This window comes from Tychonema sp. LEGE 06208 (genome assembly GCF_015207505.1).
Lineage (GTDB): Bacteria > Cyanobacteriota > Cyanobacteriia > Cyanobacteriales > Microcoleaceae > Microcoleus.
The window spans coordinates 17,527-38,319 of record NZ_JADEWT010000019.1 but is presented as its reverse complement, the minus strand read 5'-3'; the positions used below and the strand labels follow the sequence as shown (position 1 = coordinate 38,319).

General features: G+C 45.5%; 9 protein-coding genes and 1 pseudogene. 6 read left to right on the top strand and 4 right to left on the bottom strand.

What is annotated here, in order from left to right:
* Positions 1–51 precede the first annotated feature (51 nt).
* The 5 genes from IQ263_RS07605 (at position 52) to IQ263_RS07585 (ending at position 15,952) form a co-directional block, all read left to right on the top strand.
* Positions 52–1,101, top strand: coding sequence for a TauD/TfdA family dioxygenase (locus IQ263_RS07605; RefSeq protein ID WP_194066897.1), 1,050 nt, complete (start codon positions 52–54; stop codon positions 1,099–1,101).
* Between the two features lie 22 nt (positions 1,102–1,123).
* Entirely contained in the window at positions 1,124–4,357 is a 3,234-nt protein-coding gene (locus tag IQ263_RS07600; protein WP_194066896.1) for a non-ribosomal peptide synthetase, read from the top strand.
* On the top strand, positions 4,354–10,110 hold the full coding sequence (locus IQ263_RS07595) for a non-ribosomal peptide synthetase (RefSeq protein WP_194066895.1): 5,757 nt from the start codon (positions 4,354–4,356) through the stop codon (positions 10,108–10,110). Before IQ263_RS07600 ends, IQ263_RS07595 begins: the two co-directional genes overlap by 4 nt.
* A 68-nt stretch (positions 10,111–10,178) precedes the next feature.
* Entirely contained in the window at positions 10,179–14,519 is a 4,341-nt protein-coding gene (locus IQ263_RS07590; protein WP_194066894.1) for a non-ribosomal peptide synthetase family protein, read from the top strand.
* A gap of 59 nt (positions 14,520–14,578) precedes the next feature.
* The gene (locus IQ263_RS07585) at positions 14,579–15,952 is read left to right on the top strand and encodes an aspartate aminotransferase family protein (protein ID WP_194066893.1); all 1,374 of its coding nucleotides are present in this window, start codon (positions 14,579–14,581) and stop codon (positions 15,950–15,952) included.
* Between the two features lie 687 nt (positions 15,953–16,639).
* On the opposite strand, the pseudogene IQ263_RS30090 reads toward IQ263_RS07585, so the two are convergent.
* Together IQ263_RS30090 and IQ263_RS30085 are read right to left on the bottom strand one after the other, a co-directional pair.
* A pseudogene (locus tag IQ263_RS30090) lies at positions 16,640–16,894 on the bottom strand (hypothetical protein); the annotation flags it as partial.
* A 14-nt stretch (positions 16,895–16,908) separates the two neighbouring features.
* A complete protein-coding gene (locus tag IQ263_RS30085) occupies positions 16,909–17,034 on the bottom strand; it encodes a hypothetical protein (RefSeq protein WP_486579294.1) in 126 nt (41 codons plus the stop codon).
* A gap of 380 nt (positions 17,035–17,414) precedes the next feature.
* On the opposite strand from IQ263_RS30085, the gene IQ263_RS07575 reads away from it, so the two are divergent.
* The gene (locus IQ263_RS07575; RefSeq protein WP_194066892.1) at positions 17,415–18,437 is read left to right on the top strand and encodes an ABC transporter ATP-binding protein; all 1,023 of its coding nucleotides are present in this window, start codon (positions 17,415–17,417) and stop codon (positions 18,435–18,437) included.
* 169 nt (positions 18,438–18,606) lie between these two features.
* Here the strand turns inward: IQ263_RS07575 and IQ263_RS07570 are convergent, their stop codons facing one another.
* A complete protein-coding gene (locus IQ263_RS07570; protein ID WP_194066891.1) occupies positions 18,607–19,221 on the bottom strand; it encodes a Uma2 family endonuclease in 615 nt (204 codons plus the stop codon).
* A gap of 31 nt (positions 19,222–19,252) precedes the next feature.
* On the bottom strand, positions 19,253–20,656 hold the full coding sequence (locus IQ263_RS07565) for a helix-turn-helix domain-containing protein (RefSeq protein WP_194066890.1): 1,404 nt from the start codon (positions 20,654–20,656) through the stop codon (positions 19,253–19,255).
* Positions 20,657–20,793: the final 137 nt, after the last annotated feature.

Below are 20,793 nucleotides of genomic sequence, written 5' to 3'. Positions count from 1 at the left end.
CATGTTTTCTCGAAAAAAAGGGATAAATTTTTCACCCAATTTGCCAAAATCATGACAAATACAGAAACAAAAAATCTCAATTTCCAAAAGTTAGGATCAGTTAGGCGCAAAGCCGTCAGCCTGTCCTCAGAGGAATTAGTCAAAACCGCCTATCTCCAGCCCCAAAACCTTCTACCTTTAGTTGTTCAGCCAACAGTAGAAAAATTAAATCTCGCGGGTTGGGCTGCGAACAATCGCTCATCAATTGAAACGCAGTTATGGAAGCATGGAGGAATACTTTTTCGAGGCTTTGAAGTCGGCGGTGTGAATGGTTTCGAGCAGTTTATTCAAACTCTTGCTGGCGACTTGTTGGAATATTCTTTTCGCTCAACTCCCCGTAGCCAAGTGAGCGGAAATATCTACACTTCCACCGAGTATCCTGCCGAGCAATTCATCCCGTTGCACAATGAAATGGCTTATTCTCGCAATTGGCCACTGAAAATTGCTTTTTTCTGCGTTAAAAAAGCCGAACAAGGAGGAGAAACTCCGATCGCTAACAGCCGCAAAGTGTTTGAAAGCCTGGATTCAAAGATTAGAGAAAAGTTTGCCCAAAAAAAAGTTATGTATGTGCGAAATTACGGCGGTGGCGTAGATTTATCCTGGCAAAATGTCTTCAATACTGATAGCAAAATTGAGGTAGAAAACTATTGCCAAAAAGCTGGAATTGAGTTACAGTGGAAAAGTGACGATCGCTTGAGAACTCGGCAAATATGTCAAGCTGTCGCCCGGCACCCACAAACGCAGGAAATGGTGTGGTTTAATCAAGCTCACCTCTTCCACATTTCCAATCTCGAACCCGTCGTTCGCAAAGAGCTTTTAACTTCTTTTAAGCAGGAAGATTTACCCCGCAATGCTTATTACGGCGATGGCTCGCCCATTGAAGATTTTATATTAGACGAAATTCGTCGCTGCTATCAGCAAGAAACGATTGTTTTCCCTTGGGAAGAAGGAGATGTCTTGCTGTTAGATAATATGCTAGCCGCGCACGGACGCACCCCATTTTCTGGTTCGCGTCGGGTTGTTGTCGGGATGGCAGAAGCGTTTAGCTGTCAAGATATTTAGGCTTATTAAAGGAACTTTAGAAATGCAAAACGAAACAATCGAAGGGTTTAGACTCTCTCCACAGCAACGGCATCTGTGGGAATTACAGCAAAATAATCCTAAACAAATCTATCGCGTTCGAGGTGCAATTTTAATTACCGGAAATCTCGATCGCGAGATTCTTAAAAGTGCGCTGCAAAATGTCGTGAATCGGCACGAAATCCTGCGGACTAGCTTTCACTGCTTACCTGGGATGACACTACCCCTGCAAGCGATCGCCCGCACTGGTGAAATTCCTATCTCGGAATACAATCTGATTTGTTTGTCTCCCGAAGAACAAGAAGCTAAAATTGAAGCGCTTTTTCAGCAACTAAACCTGCTTGCTTTTGATTTTGAGCGCGGCCCACTTTGGCATCTCTCTTTAGTCACTCTGGCCCAAGACAAGCACCTATTGCTGGCGAACTTCTCTGCCTTAATTGCAGATAGTGCCACCCTGAAAAATTTCACCCGCGAACTAAGTCTTTCCTACTCAGCCTGCGCGTGCGGGGAAGAGTTCTCTGATGAGTCAATGCAATATGCCGATATTGCTGAATGGCAAAATGAGTTACTCGAATCAGAAGAAACGGCAATTGGCAAAGAATACTGGCGAAAGCTGAACATTGAAGCTTTGGATTTATTAACGCTTCCTTGGGAAAAGAAGAATCGAGAAGCGGAATTTCAGCCACAAGTAGAAAGGGTGGAAATTCGGGGTGATTTGTTGAACAGCCTGGAAGCGATCGCCCAAAAACACCACAGCGATATTTCTGCCTTCCTGCTGACTTGCTGGCAAATTCTGATTGGGCGGCTTACCAGACAGCCAAACCCGATCGTCGGCGTAACTGGAAACGGCAGGAAATATGAAGAATTAGAGCGATCGCTGGGGCTGTTGAGTACCTATTTACCACTACATTGCGACTTGCAAGACGAATTCAGTTTTGCCCAAATTTGGCAGCAAGTTGAGCTAAATCTCAAAGATATTCACACTTGGCAAGAATATTTTACCTGGGAAGAAACTCTAGAATCCGATAAAAGTAACGCTTTTTTGCCCATCTGCTTTGAGTATGAAACAGAGCCAGAGAAATATGGCGAGTCTGGCGTTTCATTTTTTCTCGATCGGCAAGATGCCTGCGTAGAACCCTTCAAACTTAAACTTTCCTGCCTTTCACGAGGTAATTGCTTAATCGCCGAGTTTCGCTACGATTCGGCTTTATTTGAAGCTGAAGATGTCAAGCGCTTGTCACAACACTTCCAGGCTGTGTTAGAAAGTGCCTTAAAAAATCCACAAATACCCATCAGTCAATTAAATATACTGAGCGATCGCGATCGCCACCAGCTTCTCGTCGAGTTCAACCAAACCCAGAAAGATTACCCGACAGACAAGTGCGTTCACCAGCTTTTTGAAGAACAAGCAGAACGCACACCAGACAGCATTGCCGTCGTCTCTGAAAGCGAACAAATCACCTACCGAGAACTCAACGATCGCGCCAATAAACTCGCCCATCACCTGCAAAAATTGGGAGTTGAACCAGAGGCAATTGTCGGCATTTGCGCCGATCGTTCTTTAGAAACAATTGTGGGAATTCTGGGCATTCTCAAAGCAGGTGCCGCGTATTTACCCATAGATCCAGCAACCCCAGCAGATCGCAAGGCACTGATGCTAGAAGATGCCCGAGTGCAGGTGCTGCTAACGCAACAGAAACTCGTCGAAAGCTTGCCGAAAACTCACGCAAATATTGTTTGCATCGATACAGAAATTCCCACACTTTGTACCACTTACACGCCCCGTGTTTCTGCCGACAATTTAGCTTACGTCATCTATACTTCCGGTTCCACTGGCACGCCCAAAGGAGTAGCGATCGAACACCGGCAACTGCTCAATTACCTGTACGCTATTGAGGAAAGATTAAACCTGCCATCAGGTGCTAGTTTTGCCACCGTTTCTACCTTCGCCGCAGACTTAGGAAACACAGCGATTTTCCCGGCACTTTGTTCGGGTGGATGCCTCCATATAGTATCCCAAGAACGCGCCACCGATCCAGAAGCACTGGCCCAATATTTCCGCCGCCATTCTATCGATTGCCTCAAGATTGTTCCCTCGCACCTTGCTGCTCTTTTAACTTCTTCTGTCGCCGAATCTATTTTGCCACGAAGACGGCTAATTTTAGGCGGTGAAGCTGCAAGCTGGGAATTGATTGAAAAGATTCGTAAAATCAATCCAGATTGCCTTATTTTCAATCACTACGGGCCAACAGAAGCGACGGTGGGCGTACTCACCTATCAAGTGTATGGCGAGGAATTGAAAGGAATTTCCGAGACAGTTCCACTCGGCCAACCTCTAGCAAATACCCAGATTTATCTACTGGATTCCCATTTGCAGCCAGTGCCAGTAGGCGTACCTGGGGAACTGCACATCGGCGGCAGCAGTCTGGCGCGGGGCTATCTCAACCGCCCCGAATTGACCGCAGAAAAATTTATTCGCCATCCATTTGACGCGCAGGCACATCTTTATAAAACGGGTGATTTGGCTCGTTATTTGCCAGACGGAAACATCGAATTCATCGGGCGAATTGACAATCAAGTAAAAATCCGGGGCTTCCGCATTGAATTGGGAGAAATTGAAGCAGCGTTAGGGCAGCATCCAGATATCGCGCAGGCTGTAGTGGTGGCGCGGGAAGATGTGCCTGGTGAAAAGCGCCTGGTGGCTTATTTAGTTTCTAATCAGAAACAAGCACCAAGCAGCAGCGAAATTCGCCGTTTTTTAGCGCCAAAATTGCCTGATTACATGGTGCCTTGGGCTTTTGTAACGCTCAAAAGTTTGCCTTTAACTCCTAACGGAAAGATCGATTGGCGATCGCTCCCAGAACCTGACGAAATGCGGCCGGAGTTGACAGAAAACTTTGTCGCGCCTCGCACAAATATCGAGGAAGTTTTAGCCGCTATCTGGGCTGAAGTTCTCAAACTTGAAAAAGTCGGTATTTACGACAACTTTTTTGAATTAGGAGGGCATTCCCTATTAGCCACTCAAGTAATTTCCAGAGTGCGCCAAGCATTTCAGGTCGATTTGCCTTTGCACCGTTTATTTGAGTCTGCGACTGTCGCCGATTTTGCTGTAGCGATCGCGCAAAAGCAAGTCGAACAAACAGACAGTGAAATGCTAGCGAGGGTGTTAGCAGACCTCGATCAACTTTCAGAAGCACAAATTCAGGAAATTCTCGCCCAGCAAGGAGTCAGCAAATGAGTGATTTAATTGAACGCATCGCGGGTCTTTCTCCCCAAAAGCGCGAGTTGCTGTTGCAGCGACTCAACCATAAAAAAGAAAGCGTTTCGCTAGCAAAAATTCTGCCTCAAAGTCGAGATTCTAACACTTTTCCTCTGTCATTTGCTCAACAGCGGTTGTGGTTTTTTGAGCAACTAAATCCCGGCAACTTTACCTATCACATCGTCGCCGGCGTGCGTTTGACGGGCACACTCGACGCGAGATCCCTCGATCGCAGTCTCAACGAACTTGTCAAGCGTCATGAAGTTTTGCGAACGGCTTTTAAGACAATAAATGGGCAACCCATTCAGGCGATCGCTTCAAATCTGGAATTGAAAATTTTAGAAATAGATTTGCGATCGCTTCCTGAAACTGAACGATCTCGCGAAGTTGAACGGTTGATCGCCGCAGAAGCAAAGCAAGCTTTCGATTTGTCACAAGCACCCTTATTGCGTGCCAAATTGCTGCAATTGAGCGATTCAAACTGGGTGCTGCTATTGAGTACGCACCACATCATTTTCGATGCCTGGTCAATGGGAATATTCATTCAGGAACTGGCCACGTTTTATCAAGCCTTTTGCACTGGCAAACCTTCTCCCCTTCCCGAACTGTCGGTACAGTACGCAGACTTTGCAAGTTGGCAGCGCCAGTGGTTGCAAGGAGAAGTTTTAGAGACGCAGCTTGCTTACTGGAAAAAACAGCTCGGAGGCAATCTTCCTGTACTAAATTTGCCAACAGATCGCCCCCGCTCGGCAGTACAAACCTTCCGAGGTGCGGTGCATAAATTTACTATTCCCAAGGCAATCGCAGAGGAAATCGTCCAATTGAGCCAGCGGGAAAAAGCTACTTTATTTATGACCCTATTGGCAGCGTTTAAAACATTACTTTATCGCTACACCGGGCAAGAAGATATTTTGGTCGGCTCCCCCATTGCTAACCGCAACCGACGCGAAATCGAGGAATTAATTGGCTTATTTGCTAACACTTTAGTTTTCCGAACCAATCTGTCGAGCAACCCAACTTTTAAAGAGTTACTGGCTAGCGTGCGAGAAGTAGCTCTCGGCGCGTATAACCACCAGGATTTACCATTCGAGAAACTGGTAGAAATCCTACACCACGAACGAGATTTAAGTCATAATCCGCTATTTCAGGTGTTGTTCTCTCTGCGAAATGTTCGGACACCGCAGATAAAATTGCCAGGAGTGATGTTGAGCAATTTAGAAATAGAACGAAAAACCGCGAGATTTGATTTAGCGCTTGACCTGGAGGAAGGATTAGAGGGTATTAATGGAACGCTTGAGTATAGCGAAGATTTGTTTGACGCTAGCACTGCACGACGGATAGCCGGACATTTTATTACCTTACTAGAAAGTATAGCTACCAATCCCGAACAGCGCCTTTCAAATTTGCCAATCTTGACAAAACCTGAACAGCAGCAACTGCTGTTCGAGTGGAACAATACTCAATCTAATTTTCCGCAAGATAAGTGCATACATGAACTATTTGAAGCCCAGGCAGAACTGACACCAGATGCGATCGCTGTCGTCTTTGAAAATGAATATCTGACTTACCGGGATCTGAACAAAAAAGCAAATAACCTCGCAAGTTACTTGCAAAAAATTGGTGTCAATCCAGAATTTTTGGTAGGAATTTATGTCGATCGCTCCCTAGACATGGTGGTAGGGCTTCTCGGCATCCTCAAAGCCGGTGGTGCTTACGTTCCCCTCGATCCAGCATATCCGCCAGAGCGCCTTGCATTCATGCTAGAAGACGCGCAAATTTCAGTGTTACTCACTCAGCAAAAACTATTAGAAACACTGCCAAAAAATAGCGCCTCTATCGTGTTTCTGGATGCAGATAGGGAAGGCATATCGAGCTGCGACGAGCCAGTCGTGGGTTTACAAAATTCCTCAAATTTAGCCTATGTCATCTATACTTCAGGCTCAACAGGTCAACCCAAAGGAGTGCAAATTTCCCACGCCTCTGCCGTTAACTTCTTGAGTTCTATGCGCCAACAACTCGCGATCGCAGACCGAGATGTTTGGCTAGCAGTAACATCCTTATCTTTTGACATTGCAGCGCTGGAACTGTTCCTGCCTATTACAACAGGTTCTCGCGTCGTTGTAGCCAGCCGAGAAGTAACATCTAACGGGGAAAAGCTGTTAGAAACATTAACAAATTCTGGCACAACCATTATGCAAGCTACTCCAGCCAGTTGGAAAATGCTTTTAGCAGCAGGATGGCCGGGAAACAATCAATTAAAAATACTGTGCGGGGGAGAAGCTTTACCCCGACAGCTCGCCAATCAGTTGCTTTTGCGTGGCGCTGCTGTGTGGAATTTATACGGCCCTACAGAAACCACTATCTGGTCAACTCTCTATCAGGTCGATCGCAAAGATGAATCAGTTTCCATCGGTCGCCCGATCGCTAACACTCAAATTTTCATATTAGACCGCTATTTAATGCCGGTTCCCGTTGGCGTATTTGGCGAACTGCACATCGGCGGTGCCGGCTTATCTAGAGGCTACCTAAACCGACCGGAACTAACCGCAGAAAAGTTTATTTCTAACCCCTTTACAAAGAACGAAATTTATGCTTCATTCATCCTTAATTCTTCATCGTTTATTCTTTCAGAACGCCTCTATAAAACCGGGGACTTGGCTCGCTATCTCCCAGATGGAAACATTGAATTTATGGGGCGCAGCGACCACCAGGTGAAAGTTCGCGGATTTCGCATCGAATTAGGCGAAATTGAAGCGGTACTCAGCCAATACCCAGCCGTGCGAGAAGCGATCGCACTCGTTCGAGAGGACAATCCGGGCGACAAGCGTTTAGTAGCTTATATCGTTGTTAACTCAGCACTCCGGGGCGGACAGGGGGACACTGCTCCTACGAATTCAGAATTTATTAATCACTTGCGCGTCTTTCTCAAACAAAAACTGCCGCAGTACATGATACCGTCAGCGTTTGTGCTGCTGGAAGCCATGCCTTTAACGCCTAATGGAAAAATCGATCGGCGATCGCTAAGAGCACCTGACACAAACACAGCGGAATTCGAGAGCAATTTTACCGATCCTCGAACTCCCGAGGAGCAATTAATAGCAGAAATTTGGGCGGAAGTTCTCGGTTTAGAGCGAGTTGGCATTCACGATAACTTCTTTGAATTAGGAGGTCATTCATTGCTGGCTACTCAGGCGATCGCCCGCCTGCGAGAAGCTTTTCAAGTTGAAGTACCTTTGCGCTCTCTTTTTGAATCGCCTACCGTCGCAACTGTCACCGAAAGCCTCTTGCAATATCGCGCCGAGCAAACACTGAAAGCACCCCCCATCGATCGCGCATCGCGGGAGGGAGAATTGCCCCTTTCCTTTGCACAACAGCGGCTCTGGTTCGTCGATCAATTGCAACCGGGCGATCCAGCGTACAATATTCCAGCCGCCGTGCGCTTGAAAGGTGCGATCGACGTGACAGCATTACAGCGCAGTTTCCAAACAATTATCGATCGCCACGAAGCCTTGCGGACAATTTTTAACACAGTGGAAGGGCGATCGATTCAAACGATTATTTCCTCCCCGACTTTCGCGCTTTCAGTCATAGATTTGCAGGAATTCCCTCACTCGCAGCGGGAAACCGAAGCGATGCGACTCGCTCTTGAAGAAGCGCGACAACCTTTTGACTTAGCAAAATGGCCATTAATGCGCGTCACTTTGCTACAGTTAAACGAGACAGAATCTATATTATTGCTAACCATTCATCACATCGTTGCAGATGGCTGGTCCCTAGGGGTAATAGTGCGGGAAATGGCTGCACTCTACGAAGCTTTTTGTGCTGGCAAAGCTTCCCCACTTTCCGAACTTCCCCTTCAATACGTCGATTATGCCGTCTGGCAGCGAAACTGGCTTTCTGGGGAAGTTTTAGAAACAAAACTTGCCTATTGGAAGCAACACTTAGGCAATCCTTTGCCAGTGCTGCAACTGCCTACCAAACAACCGCGCTCTAATGTTTCTACCTATCGGGCTGCCCTTCAACCGTTCCAGCTTTCCCCAACCCTTTCGCAAGCCCTCAATAAGCTGAGTCGTCAAGAAAATGCCACCCTATTTATGACGATGCTAGCCGCTTTAGAAACGCTGCTATATCGCTATACAAATCAGGATGACATCATTGTCGGCACAGACCTGGCAAATCGCACCCAAATTGAGACAGAAGCTTTAATAGGCTTCTTTGTCAATATCCTCGTTTTGCGGACTGATTTGAGTGGCAATCCCACTTTTTGCGAATTGCTCGCAAGGGTGCGCGAAGTCACTTTAAAAGCCTACGCTCATCAAGATTTACCCTTCGACAAATTAGTGGAGGAATTGCGCCCCGATCGCAGTCTAAATCAGACACCAATCTTTCAAGTTTTATTCGTCATGCAAAATATGCCGATGCCTGCTTTAAAGCTGGGCAATTTAACTTTGACTCCCATAGAAGTTGACAGCGAAATTGCCAAATTTGATTTAGTTCTCTTCGTGGGGGAAACCGAGCGGGGAATTGCCGGTAGTTGGAAATATAATGCAGGTCTTTTCGACTGCGCCACCATCGAGCAAATGTCAAATCGCTTTGAAACCCTCCTCAGCAGCATTGTAGCGCAGCCAGAAACTCGGTTAAAAAACTTGGAAATTCTCACGGAAGCTGAAAAACAAAAACAAACCATGCAAGAACTAAAGCGCGAAAAACTAAATTTTAGCAAGTTTAAGAGCATTAAACCGAAAGAGGTTGCTCTGCCTGAAGGCGAATTGATAAAAACCGAGCTTCTCCAGCCTGGGGAACTATTCCCCTTAGTCATCAAACCCGCTATTAACAATGTCGATCTTGCAGACTGGGCAAAGAACAACCGCGAATTGATAGAAGCAAAATTGCTACAGCACGGAGCAATTCTGTTTCGAGGATTCATTGAGCCTGTGGTTTCTGCTTTCGAGCAGTTTGCTCACGCAATTTGTCCTGAATTATTTGGGGAGTACGGGGATTTGCCCCGGGAAGGAGTTAGCCCAAAAGTTTACGGTTCAACTCCTTACCCCGCAGATCAAGCTATCTTGTTTCACAGCGAGAGTTCGCACCTGCACCGCTGGCCGATGAAAATCTGGTTTTTCTGCGTTCAGCCAGCGCAACAAGGCGGAGAAACGCCGATTGTTGACTGCCGTAAAATTTACCAGTTGCTAGACCCGAAACTCAGAGAAAAATTTGCCCAAAAGCAAATTATGTACGTCCGTAACTACACAGACGGACTGGATGTAAGCTGGAAAGATTTTTTCAAAACGGAAGACAAATCGGTGGTTGAGGAATACTGCCGGCAAGCTGGGATGAAATTTGAGTGGAAAGCAGGAAATAATTTGAGAACTCGCAAAATTCGCCCCGCAATTGCCAAGCACCAAAAAACTGGAGAGATGGTATTTTTTAACCAACTTCCCTTGCACCACATTTCCTGCTTAGATGCGGCAACCCGCGCTTCCTTGCTCTCTGTTTTTGGAGAAGAGAATCTCCCCCGCAATGTCTATTACGGTGACGGCACTCCTATTGAAGATTCGGTAATGGAAGAAATTCAAGCAGTGTACGCGCAAGCTGCTGTTAGTTTTCCCTGGCAAGCAGGAGACATCTTAATGCTAGATAATATGCTTGTCGCTCACAGTCGCAATCCATTTATAGGTTCGCGAAAAATTGTTGTAGCGATGGGCGAAATGATTCCTGAATTAGGAATTTAATTCCCTCTCATCTCTGCCACGCAGAACCTGGAAACGAGAATAAAGTAGTGCTTTGAGAAATAAAAACAATGCAAACAATTAATGGATTTCGGCTTTCACCCCAGCAAAAATATCTGTGGATGTTGCAGCAAGACAGCCCGGCTTATCGCATTCAATCCGCTATTTTGATCGAGGGAAGTCTTCAAACTGATAACCTAAAGAAAGCTTTAGAAAAAGTGAGTAAGCGTCACGAAATTATCCGAACCAGTTTTCAGCGAAGGCCAGGGCTAAAAATTCCTATACAAGTTATTTCAGAACATAGCTTTGTTTCGTGGAACTGGGTTAACTTGAGTGAAGTGACTCCCCAGGAGCAAGAAGCCAAACTTGAAGATATTTTTCAGCAAGAAAAGAGCGCTTTATTCAACTTCGAGGGCAATCCTGTTTGGCGCTTGTCTTTAATTACACTTTCATCTGAGAGGCATATTTTGCTAGTCAGTTTACCAGCACTGTGCGCCGATAGTCGCACACTAAAAAATCTGGTTCGAGAACTCAGCCAGTGCTATGCTGCCTCCCTTCACGGCGAAGAACTTTCCGATGAAGTTGTACAATACGTTCAATTTTCCGAATGGCAAAATGAATTGCTCGAAGATGAGGAAGCGGCGGAGGGCAAAGAATACTGGACTAGACAAGATTTATCGGCGCTAGCGAGTTTAAGGTTGCCGTTTGAAAATAGATTAATCAACGCGCCATCTCAATTTACTCCCCAAGCTTTTGAGGTCAAGTTAGAGTTAGCTTTGCTAAAAAAAGTGGAAGCGATCGCCCGCCAGTACAACACCTCACTTTCTACATTCTTGCTCGCTTGCTGGAAAATTTTGCTCTGGCGGCTGATTGGCCAATCAGAGCTCACTGTTGGCGTGGCATTCGACGGTCGAAAATACGAAGAACTAGAGCCAGCGCTGGGGCTGTTTGCCAAATTTTTACCGCTGTCGAGCCAACTAACAGAAAACTTTTCCTTCGCGGAAACCTGGCAGCAAATTCAGCAGGAAGAATGCGAGGCATACAAGTATCAAGAATATTTTTCCCACGAATATTTAGGCAACTCTTCCGGCTTTCCATTTGGTTTCGAGTTTGAGGAACAGCTCGAAAAGCATTCGGCTAGTGGCGTATTTTTTTCAATTGACAAGCAGTATGCGTGCGGCGATCGCTTCAAAGTTAAACTCTCTTGCCACCGCCAAAATGACTCGCTCGCCGCTGAGTTTCACTACGATCCTATCTTCCTTGCAGACAAAAGTATCCGGTGCTTGGCAGAGCAATTTTACGCCTTAGTGCAAAGTGCAGCCAGCAACCCACAAACCGCAATCAGGGATCTGGAAATGCTGAGCGATCGCGCCCGACATCAATTATTAGTAGAATTCAACAGCACAACAGCAGATTACCAGCTCGATAAGTGCGTTCACCACCTATTTGAGGAACAAGCAGAGCGATCGCCGAACCGGATAGCTGCTGTTTGTGAAAATCAGCAAATTACCTACAGCGAACTCAACGCCCGCGCCAACCAAATCGCCCATTATTTGCAACAATTAGGGATAAAACCAGAGGTGATTGTCGGCATTTGCGTCGATCGCTCTTTAGAGGCGATCGCTGGAATTCTAGGCATCCTCAAAGCAGGTGGCGCCTACCTACCGATCGACCCAGCCATGCCCAAAGAGCGCCTAGCATTGATGTTGCAAAATGCTCGGACTCCAGTGCTGTTAACCCAACAGCATCTCCTCAAAAATTTGCCTGAAACTCAAGCACAGATCGTCTGCTTAGACGCAGAAATTCCCTCTGTCTCCCCCTCTCCCTCTCCCCCTCTCTCTCCTGAAAATTTAGCTTATGTCATTTACACTTCCGGTTCCACCGGCACACCCAAAGGAGTCGCCATTGAACACCGGCAACTGCTCAATTACCTGCACGGCATTCAGGAAAAATTAAACCTGCCACCGACTGCCAATTTTGCCACCGTTTCCACCTTCGCAGCAGACTTAGGACACACTGTTATTTTCCCCGCTTTGTGTTCGGGCGGGTGCCTCCACATCATCTCTCAAGAACGCGCAACAGATCCTCAAGCAATTGCCGCTTATTTTCAGCAACATTCTATCGACTGCCTTAAAATTGTTCCCTCTCACTTAAAAGCTTTGTTGAGCGATTCTAACGCCTCGCAAATCTTACCGAAAAAGCGATTAATTCTCGGCGGTGAGCCTTTGATGTGGAATTTAATTGAAACAATTCAGAAATACAATCCAGACTGCTCGATATTCAACCATTACGGGCCGACAGAAACAACTGTAGGCGTGCTGACTTATCAGGTAAAAATGCAAGGCGATCGCATTTCCCAGACAGTTCCTTTAGGTCGCCCGCTACCCAACACGCAGATTTATTTGCTCGATTCGCACTTGCAGCCGGTTCCTGTAGGGGTGGCCGGTGAATTATATATTGCTGGTGCGGGATTGGCTCGCGGCTATCTAAACCAACCAGAACTCACCGCAGAAAAATTCCTTTGCAATTCATTGACTCAGGAACCGAAAACTCGACTTTACAAAACTGGCGACTTAGCTCGCTATTTGCCAGACGGAAATATAGAATTTATCGATCGCGTCGATCGCCAAGTAAAGCTGCGAGGTTTCCGCATTGAATTGGGGGAAATTGAGGCGGGGCTGTCTCATCATCCCTCTGTACGCGAGGCAGTCGTTGTACTTCAGGAAAATGAACCGGGAAATCAGCGTTTAGTCGCCTATATCGTTGCTCACTCAAAACTCAGCCTTCAGGACTCACAACTGATTGAAAACCTCCGTTCATTCCTCAAAGAACAACTGCCCGAATACATGATACCTTCTGCTTTTGTGGTTCTGAAAGCGCTGCCACTGACTCCCAATGGCAAAATAGACCCTCAAGCGCTTCCTGCACCGTCCATAGCAGCCAATTTTACAGATACGTTTGTAGGCCCTCGCACTCCCGGTGAGGAGATTCTTGCCGGAATTTGGAGCCAGCTTCTCAACCTTAAAAAGGTAGGAATTCACGATAATTTCTTTGACTTGGGGGGACACTCATTACTGATTACTCAGTTGTTAGCCAAAGTGCGAGAATCTTTTCAGGTGGAATTGCCTTTGCGCGTTTTGTTTGAAGCTCCTACTGTAGCGGGTTTAGCTGAAAAAATCGAAATGCAACAAGGGGGCAACACAGCGGGCGATCGCCCCTCGAATTTCGATATTAATGCTGAAGCTATCCTAGACCCAGTCATCCGCCCTGAAACTGCAATTTTTGAGCCGACGGCTGAACCCACTCGTATCTTGTTAACGGGAGCAACAGGATTTCTGGGAGCCTTTTTACTCCGCGAATTACTGCTACAAACTCAAGCACAAATTTATTGCTTGGTACGCTCGGACAATGCTGAATCAGCCAAGAAGCGCATCCAAAGTAGCCTTGAATATTATTCGATTTGCGACGAGCATCTTCACTACCGAATTATCCCGATTGCAGGAGATTTAGCTCAGCCACTTTTGGGGCTTTCAGAGGAGCAGTTTCGAGAATTGGCAAGCCAAATTGATGTCATTTATCACAATGGCGCGTTTGTCAAGTTCACTTATCCCTATTCGGTTCTCAAGCTTTCTAATGTTTTGGGAACTCAAGAAATTCTGCGACTGGCGAGTCAAATTAAGCTCAAACCCGTGCATTTTGTTTCTACTATATCCGTTTTCTCATCAGCGGGGGAATCTGGGGTGAAGGTTGTGGGAGAGCAAGACGAACTAACGCCGGGAGAAGTTCTCAAAGGCGCTTACCCCCAGAGTAAATGGGTAGCAGAAAAGTTAGTTGAAATCGCGCGCTATCGCGGAATTCCTGTTAGCATTTACCGACCAGGACGCATTTCAGGACACAGCCAAACGGGTGCTTGTAATTCCAGCGATTCACTGTACCGATTGCTTGCCGGTTGCGTGCAATTAGGATGCGTACCAGACGGAAACTGGATGATGAATGTAGCGCCAGTGGACTATGTGAGCCGAGCGATCGTTCACTTGTCGAGGCAAAAAGAATCGATCGGGAAAAATTTTCACTTAGTCAACCCTCATTCTTTCTACCTAAGTGAATTGGTGGGCTGGATTCGCTCAAGCGGTTATCCAATCGAGCGGGTTTGTTATGAGACTTGGCAAGCAGAAATTGTGAATCGGGCTGGAAATTCTCCAGAAAATGCTTTGTACCCGCTTGTCGGTCTTTTTTCAGAAAAAGTTTCTGAAACGGAAATGTCACAATCAGGAACGCTACAGTTCGATTGCAAAAATACACTAGATGGACTTGCTACCACTGCCATCACCTGTCCGCAAGCAGATGCGAATCTGTTTCGCACTTACCTTTCCTATCTCGCCGATTGTGGCTTGATAGGTAGCCACAATTAAAACCTATAAGGGCGCAAAGCATTGCGTCCCTACCTCCCTCAATCTCTGGAGACTTCAAAATGAACGAATTGCAGCAAAGACACATGAAAGCGCTCATAGAGCGCTACACCGATCGCACAAAGACATCTAAGAATTTCGCGCAAAAATACCGTCCGGTTCTGGCTGATAATCGGGCTTCTGATGGGTTTCGCCTTCCCGTTAAGGAGATGTTTTATCCCATTGTCGCCGATCGCTCGCTTGGCTCTAAAATATGGGATGTTGATGGCAACGAATACATCGATATCACGATGGGATTTGGCATCAATCTTTTCGGTCATAATCCGACCTTTATTAAAGAAGCCCTATTAGAGCAACTCGATCGCGGTGTACAAATTGGCCCTCAAGCAGAAATTGCCGGAGAAGTTGCGGAATTAATCTGCGAATTAACGGGAATGGAGCGCGTCGCTTTTTCTAATACGGGCACGGAAGCGGTGATGGCAGCTTTACGATTAGCTAGAGCGGCAACTAAACGCAATAAAATTGCTTTATTTTCTGGTTCTTATCACGGTCATTTTGACGGAACTCTCGCAGTTCTAAAAAAGATCGATGGCGATTTATGCACCATTCCAAAAGCGCCAGGAATTCTCGCTAATTTTATTGAAGATGTTTTAGTTTTGGATTACGGCAGCCCTCACGCGCTGGAAATTATCAAAGCTCATCAGCACGAATTAGCGGCGGTTCTCGTGGAGCCGGTGCAAAGCCGCCGTCTCGATTTACAACCCAAAGAATTTCTCCACCAACTCAGACAATTAACAAAAGAATCAGAAATTGCGCTGATTTTTGATGAAATGGTTACTGGTTTCCGAATTCATCAAGGCGGGGCGCAGGGGTGGTTTGGCATTGAGGCAGATATTGCAACTTACGGTAAAATTGTCGGGGGCGGTATGCCCATTGGAATTATCGCTGGAAAAGCTGCTTATATGGATAAAATTGACGGCGGTTTGTGGAACTACGGCGATGATTCCTCCCCCCAGGTAAAAACAACAATTTTTGCCGGCACTTTTTGCAAGCACCCACTTGCTCTGGCTGCTGCGCGTTCCGTGCTGCGCTATCTTAAAAGTCAAGGCCCAGCCCTTCAGCAGCAGTTGAATCAGCGCACTTCACACCTAGTTGAAACCCTGAATGCTTATTTCAAAGAAAATGAAGTCTCTGTCTGGCTTGTAAATTTCGGATCGCAATTTCGCGCTGCTGCCTCGGTTGAGATAGATCCGCTACTTTTTCACTTACTTGAAAAGCGTATTTTCATAGGCGAAGGTCGTAGCTGCTTTCTCTCCACCGCTCACACTAATGAAGACATCGATCGCATCATTCAGGCCGTTAAAGAGAGTATTCAAGAAATGCGCGAAGGAGGCTTTTTCCCGGTTTCTTCTCATCCCCAAGCAGAAGTTGTTTAGGCTCTTCCTTACTTGCCATGCCAAACTAATACCATTTTTTTAAAGATGTGCTAGAGATAAAGAATGTAAAATTCAAGACCATCCTGTGAGAAAACCAATGACATGATTCGTTAAAGATGCTAAGATTTCCTGAACTTTTACGCGGAGTTCGTCAAGATTACTAAAAACTAACTTTCGCTTAAAATTCTTTGATGTATTCCCACACTCTTTCTGTTGGATTTACTTCAGGACAATGAGGAGGCTGAAATAGTAAAATAATATTGTCTGGCAATTCAGATGTGCTTAAAAGATGACCGGGAGCATTATCGACTTGAATAATATGCAATTCATCGGGATATTCAAGCTAAAATTGTTGCAAATATGCTTGAAAACAAACTTTATCTCAAGGGGAAAACTCCCAAAAAAAACTTATTCCCGTAGATGGGGATACGGCGACCTAATGCCAGAAACATTTAAATTTTCCTTGAGGTTCTCCTACGGGCTTTACACCCCGTAGTGTTATCCTTCGTCTCTGAATTGTATGTAGTCCTAATCGAGTTTCGTCACTACACCAAAACAGAACTTTCTTGTATTTCTTTACTTGGTCAGGATTTCGATCCAGCAAGGCTTTGATTTGTTAAGGTAGGCTATTATTGAATTCATTGATTGCCGTTGTCTTTTGTTCCCTACTGCGGGGTATTGGGATTTTTAATTTACTTTTAAACTCCCCTTTAAACAAGGTATCTCTTCGATCAACCTGAGCCAGAGATGAGCTTCTTTATAACTGAAAAATCCTTCGGGGTCTCTCAATTCTTGTTGTAATGCAGCCGCTACGTCAACTGAAAAATTCTTGGGTCTGCCAAAAATATGCCGATTTTTTAACAAGTTTTCCAGACCACCCTCTTTATATTGAAAGAGCCAGCGATGAATTGTGGTTTCACTTTTACCCAAAACCGACGATACTTCTCGGACTGTTTCTACTTTTTTTGATTGAAATAAAGCCTTTGAACTTTATCATATGCTAAAATTCTTTTTTGTTGCTTCCTAATCTTTAGCAATACTTCTACAGATTCGGCAATCTTTATATGAGGAAGACCAGACATTTTAATGTTCTCCTTGACTTTTTATAAATCTATCATAACTTTATAAAAATGGTATAAGAAGTTATAGTTAACTCCATTTTTTATGATAAAAACATCAATAACCGAGAAAAGAAATCAGAACTGGCGCATCAATATTAAAGAAACCGGGTTTTGGACAGGGATTAAAGGTTGAGATGCGCGGGTTCGTTAAAAAAACCCGGTTTCTGCCTCGGCGCATCAATCTTAAACAAATTGGGTTGTGGAGAGGGATTAAAGGTTGAGATGCGCGGGTTCGCCAAAAAACCCGGTTTCTATGGAGACTTGGGCTTTGAATTTCGAGATTCCGGCAAATCAAGCCCAGAAGTGTCAAAATATTAACAACCAGTTCATCCTTAAAATATATGGCTCCCGCCGTTTTAATTGAAAATCTTCAGAAACGCTACGGCACTGTAGAAGCCGTTAAAGATGTTTCCTTCAAGGTAGAACCGGGGGAAATATTTGGTTTGCTAGGGCCCAACGGTGCTGGTAAAACCACTACCCTGCGGGTACTTTGTACTTTAACATCGCCAGACAGCGGACGCATTGAAGTGTCTGGCATTTCTGCAGTCAGCCAGCCAAGAATTGCCAGACAAAGACTCGGCTATGTCGCCCAAGAAGTTGCTCTGGATAAGGTGTTGACGGGCCGGGAACTCCTGCAACTGCAAGCAGCCCTTTACCATTTACCCCGCAATACAATTAAAGGGCGGATTGACGAAATGGTGAAACTCCTCGGTTTGGAGGAGTGGGAAAATAAAAAGACGGGTACGTATTCTGGCGGTATCCGCAAGCGCTTGGATTTGGCTGCTGGGTTGCTTCACCAGCCGGATGTTTTGGTGTTAGACGAACCGACTGTCGGGCTCGATATTGAAAGTCGGGTGGTGGTGTGGGATTTCCTGCGGCGCTTGCGGGAGGAAGGTACGACGGTTTTGATTACGAGTCACTATCTCGAAGAAGTTGACGCTTTGGCCGATCGCGTGGCGATTATTGACAAGGGTACGGTGATTGCACAGGGCACGCCGCAGGAGTTGAAAAATCGGGTTGGGGGCGATCGGGTGACTTTGCGGATTCGGGAGTTTTCGCCGATCGAAGAAGCCCAAAAAGCCCAAGCTTTAATGCAATCTCTGCCTTTTGTACAGGAAGTAATTATCAACAGCGCTCAAGGAAATTCTCTCAATTTGGTAGTGAGTGCCCAAAGCGATGCGCTGGTGAGCATTCAGCAAGCTTTGAAAGATGCCGGATTGCCTGCGTTTGGGATTGCTCAATCTCGGCCGAGTTTGGACGATGTGTATTTGGCGGCGACTGGTAAGACGCTGTTGGATGCGGAGTTGGCTGCTGCTAGCAACCGCGATTTGAAGGCCGAGCAAAAGGCGGCGATGCGATCGTAATTTTAAACAGGCTTTCCGGCCTGTTCCACAAAGAGTAAATTTTCTGGTGGAACAGGCCGAAAAGCCTGTTCAGAAATAATTATTTGGGCGGTTGAAACCGCGTCTACAGAAACGAAGTCCGCGCAACGCGAGACTAAGAGATAAACCGATATTTAAGCTGGATTTGATATCATACATCTAACACTTGCTCTGCTGTCAGCGCTAATTCTGGGAAAGTTCTAGATATAATTCGCTCAGTGCCTCGGTAAGCAGTCATTTGATAAACCCTATTTTCATCAAGTAGATAAACAAAAACAGTCGGTTCTTTCGGGTTGCCCAAATAGTTTCTGCTACCCAAAACTAAATAATCGACAATCCAATATTCAGAAATTCCCAGCCGCTGATATTCATCCAGCTTGTCGATATAATCATCTTCCCAATTTGTTGAGACAACTTCTACAACTAATTGTGGTGGTTCAGTTAGGGCTGAAAGGGCGAAGGGCTGCGATTCCCAGAGGGTTTTGTCTACTACTGTAACATCAGGATGGCGGCCTTGTTCTTTACCATTCGGGGTTAATGTCCTCAGCATAAATCTGCCAGATACCCTGTAATTGAGGGGGACGCGATCGACCTCTCTATCAAATTGTTTGATTAGAAAATCGGCAACATCCTCATGCAGTCTGATTGGTAATATTTTCACAATTTCTCCATTCACAAGTTCATAGCGGCCCTCTTCATCGGGAAGTTGCTTTACAAATTGCTCGAAACTGAGCATCTGCTTAGGTTGGGTAGGAGTTGCGGTCATTGTTTTATCTCATTTAGCTAGATATTTAAGACTATTCTGCAACCATTTTAACATACTGTTTTAACACAGGTGGAATCGTGAAAACTGTTTCAGATTCATAGCTCAATTTTTCGATCATTCCCCGTCGGGCTAAAGATTGAATAGCTTTACATAATTCGCCTTGTGAGCCTTGACATTTTGCCATCCATTGGGTAAACGAAACAGGCTCGATTTCATTGCTAAGTTGCGAAATCGCCTGTTTTTCTATTTCCGACAACCGCTGATAGTGCTGCTGCAATATCGGTGTCAATTCGTCACCTAAAAATACTGATTGATAGCTTAAATATTTAGAAACTCTGCGGTTAAATAAGTTGTTAATGGTTTGAGCGACTAATTTTAACCATAGGGGATTGCCTTGATAAAGGTTAATCAATTCTGGCCAGTGTTCTTCATCCAATAAACCTTTATCTCTCAGAATTTCGGTTGCGGCTTCACCTAAACCGGTTAACTGTAATAAACGTACTGCTGAATTATCGTCGGTGAAGGTGAGGATGTCTGAGGGAGGTTCCCAACTATTGAGAATTAAGCAGCTATTGTGGGGAATTTCGCCGATGAGTTTAAATAGGGTTCCGTAGTTTTCATATCCGGGTTTATAATTTCCTGCAAGTTGCCCGCTGCTGAGAATTTGCTGCACGTCATCGAGTACGATCAGGCAACGATTTTCGCGCAATGTTTCTATGAGGATTGACAATTGAGTGTCGGTGTTGGCGGGTATGTTAATTTCTGGTTGATTTGAGAGAAATTGAATGAGGTTTTTTAGGGTTGTTTCTAGGGGTGGGGAGGTGCGGAGACTGAGCCAGATGATGCGATCGAATTGAGATTGAATTTGGGGGATGAGGTTACGGGCGATCGCACTTTTGCCGGTGCCTGCCATGCCTGTGATGGTGAGGAGGCGGCAGTTTTGGCGGGCGATCGAGTTTTCGAGGGTGGTGAGGGGTGAGTTGGGGTAGTTGTAGAAGGTTCTGAGCTCTGGTGCGTCTCTTAAATCGAGTCGCGGTTTCTCTTGGGTGTCGTCTTCAGTTGAGGTTTGTGTTGGGGGTGAGTTTTGGGGAGTTGTTGGAGGGTGTGGCGTTTCTGTGCAAACGTTTATATTCCCTTTGTGGACAAGGTTAAAATAACCAGAATTTGAAATTTTAGAAAATTCATACCTCTCCATTGTGGAGCGCAAATTTGATTTCATTACATCTTCATCTAATATTTCTGAAAGAGTTTGCCATAACTTTGAGGCAACATTTCTGACATGGCGTTCAGTACAATGAACCTCTTTGGAAATTTCGGAGTATCTTTTACCTTGCCAAGTTCCCCGTACTACTGCCTGTTGCAGATCGTCTAGGTGTTTGCCGATCTTAGTGAACACCAAGCCATCCGCAAACTTTAAGAGTTCTTGAACATCCATTGATTGGGTAGGTGTAGGAGGTTTTATCTATTCTATCAGACTTTTTCTGACTTTTTCTGACTAAGGAGGGCAAAATATGACTTTGAACCGCTAGCTAATTTTATCAACTACTGGCAATTTGTGACATTATCCTACTT

Excerpts from the sequence above, each read along its gene's own strand:
- IQ263_RS07605 (WP_194066897.1), top strand. The coding sequence starts at position 52 with ATGACAAATACAGAAACAAAAAATCTCAATTTCCAAAAGTTAGGATCA.
- IQ263_RS07600 (WP_194066896.1), top strand. The coding sequence starts at position 1,124 with ATGCAAAACGAAACAATCGAAGGGTTTAGACTCTCTCCACAGCAACGG.
- IQ263_RS07595 (WP_194066895.1), top strand. The coding sequence starts at position 4,354 with ATGAGTGATTTAATTGAACGCATCGCGGGTCTTTCTCCCCAAAAGCGC.
- IQ263_RS07590 (WP_194066894.1), top strand. The coding sequence starts at position 10,179 with ATGCAAACAATTAATGGATTTCGGCTTTCACCCCAGCAAAAATATCTG.
- IQ263_RS07585 (WP_194066893.1), top strand. The coding sequence starts at position 14,579 with ATGAACGAATTGCAGCAAAGACACATGAAAGCGCTCATAGAGCGCTAC.
- IQ263_RS30085 (WP_486579294.1), bottom strand. The coding sequence starts at position 17,034 with ATGTCTGGTCTTCCTCATATAAAGATTGCCGAATCTGTAGAAGTATTG.
- IQ263_RS07575 (WP_194066892.1), top strand. The coding sequence starts at position 17,415 with ATGGCTCCCGCCGTTTTAATTGAAAATCTTCAGAAACGCTACGGCACT.
- IQ263_RS07570 (WP_194066891.1), bottom strand. The coding sequence starts at position 19,221 with ATGACCGCAACTCCTACCCAACCTAAGCAGATGCTCAGTTTCGAGCAA.
- IQ263_RS07565 (WP_194066890.1), bottom strand. The coding sequence starts at position 20,656 with ATGGATGTTCAAGAACTCTTAAAGTTTGCGGATGGCTTGGTGTTCACT.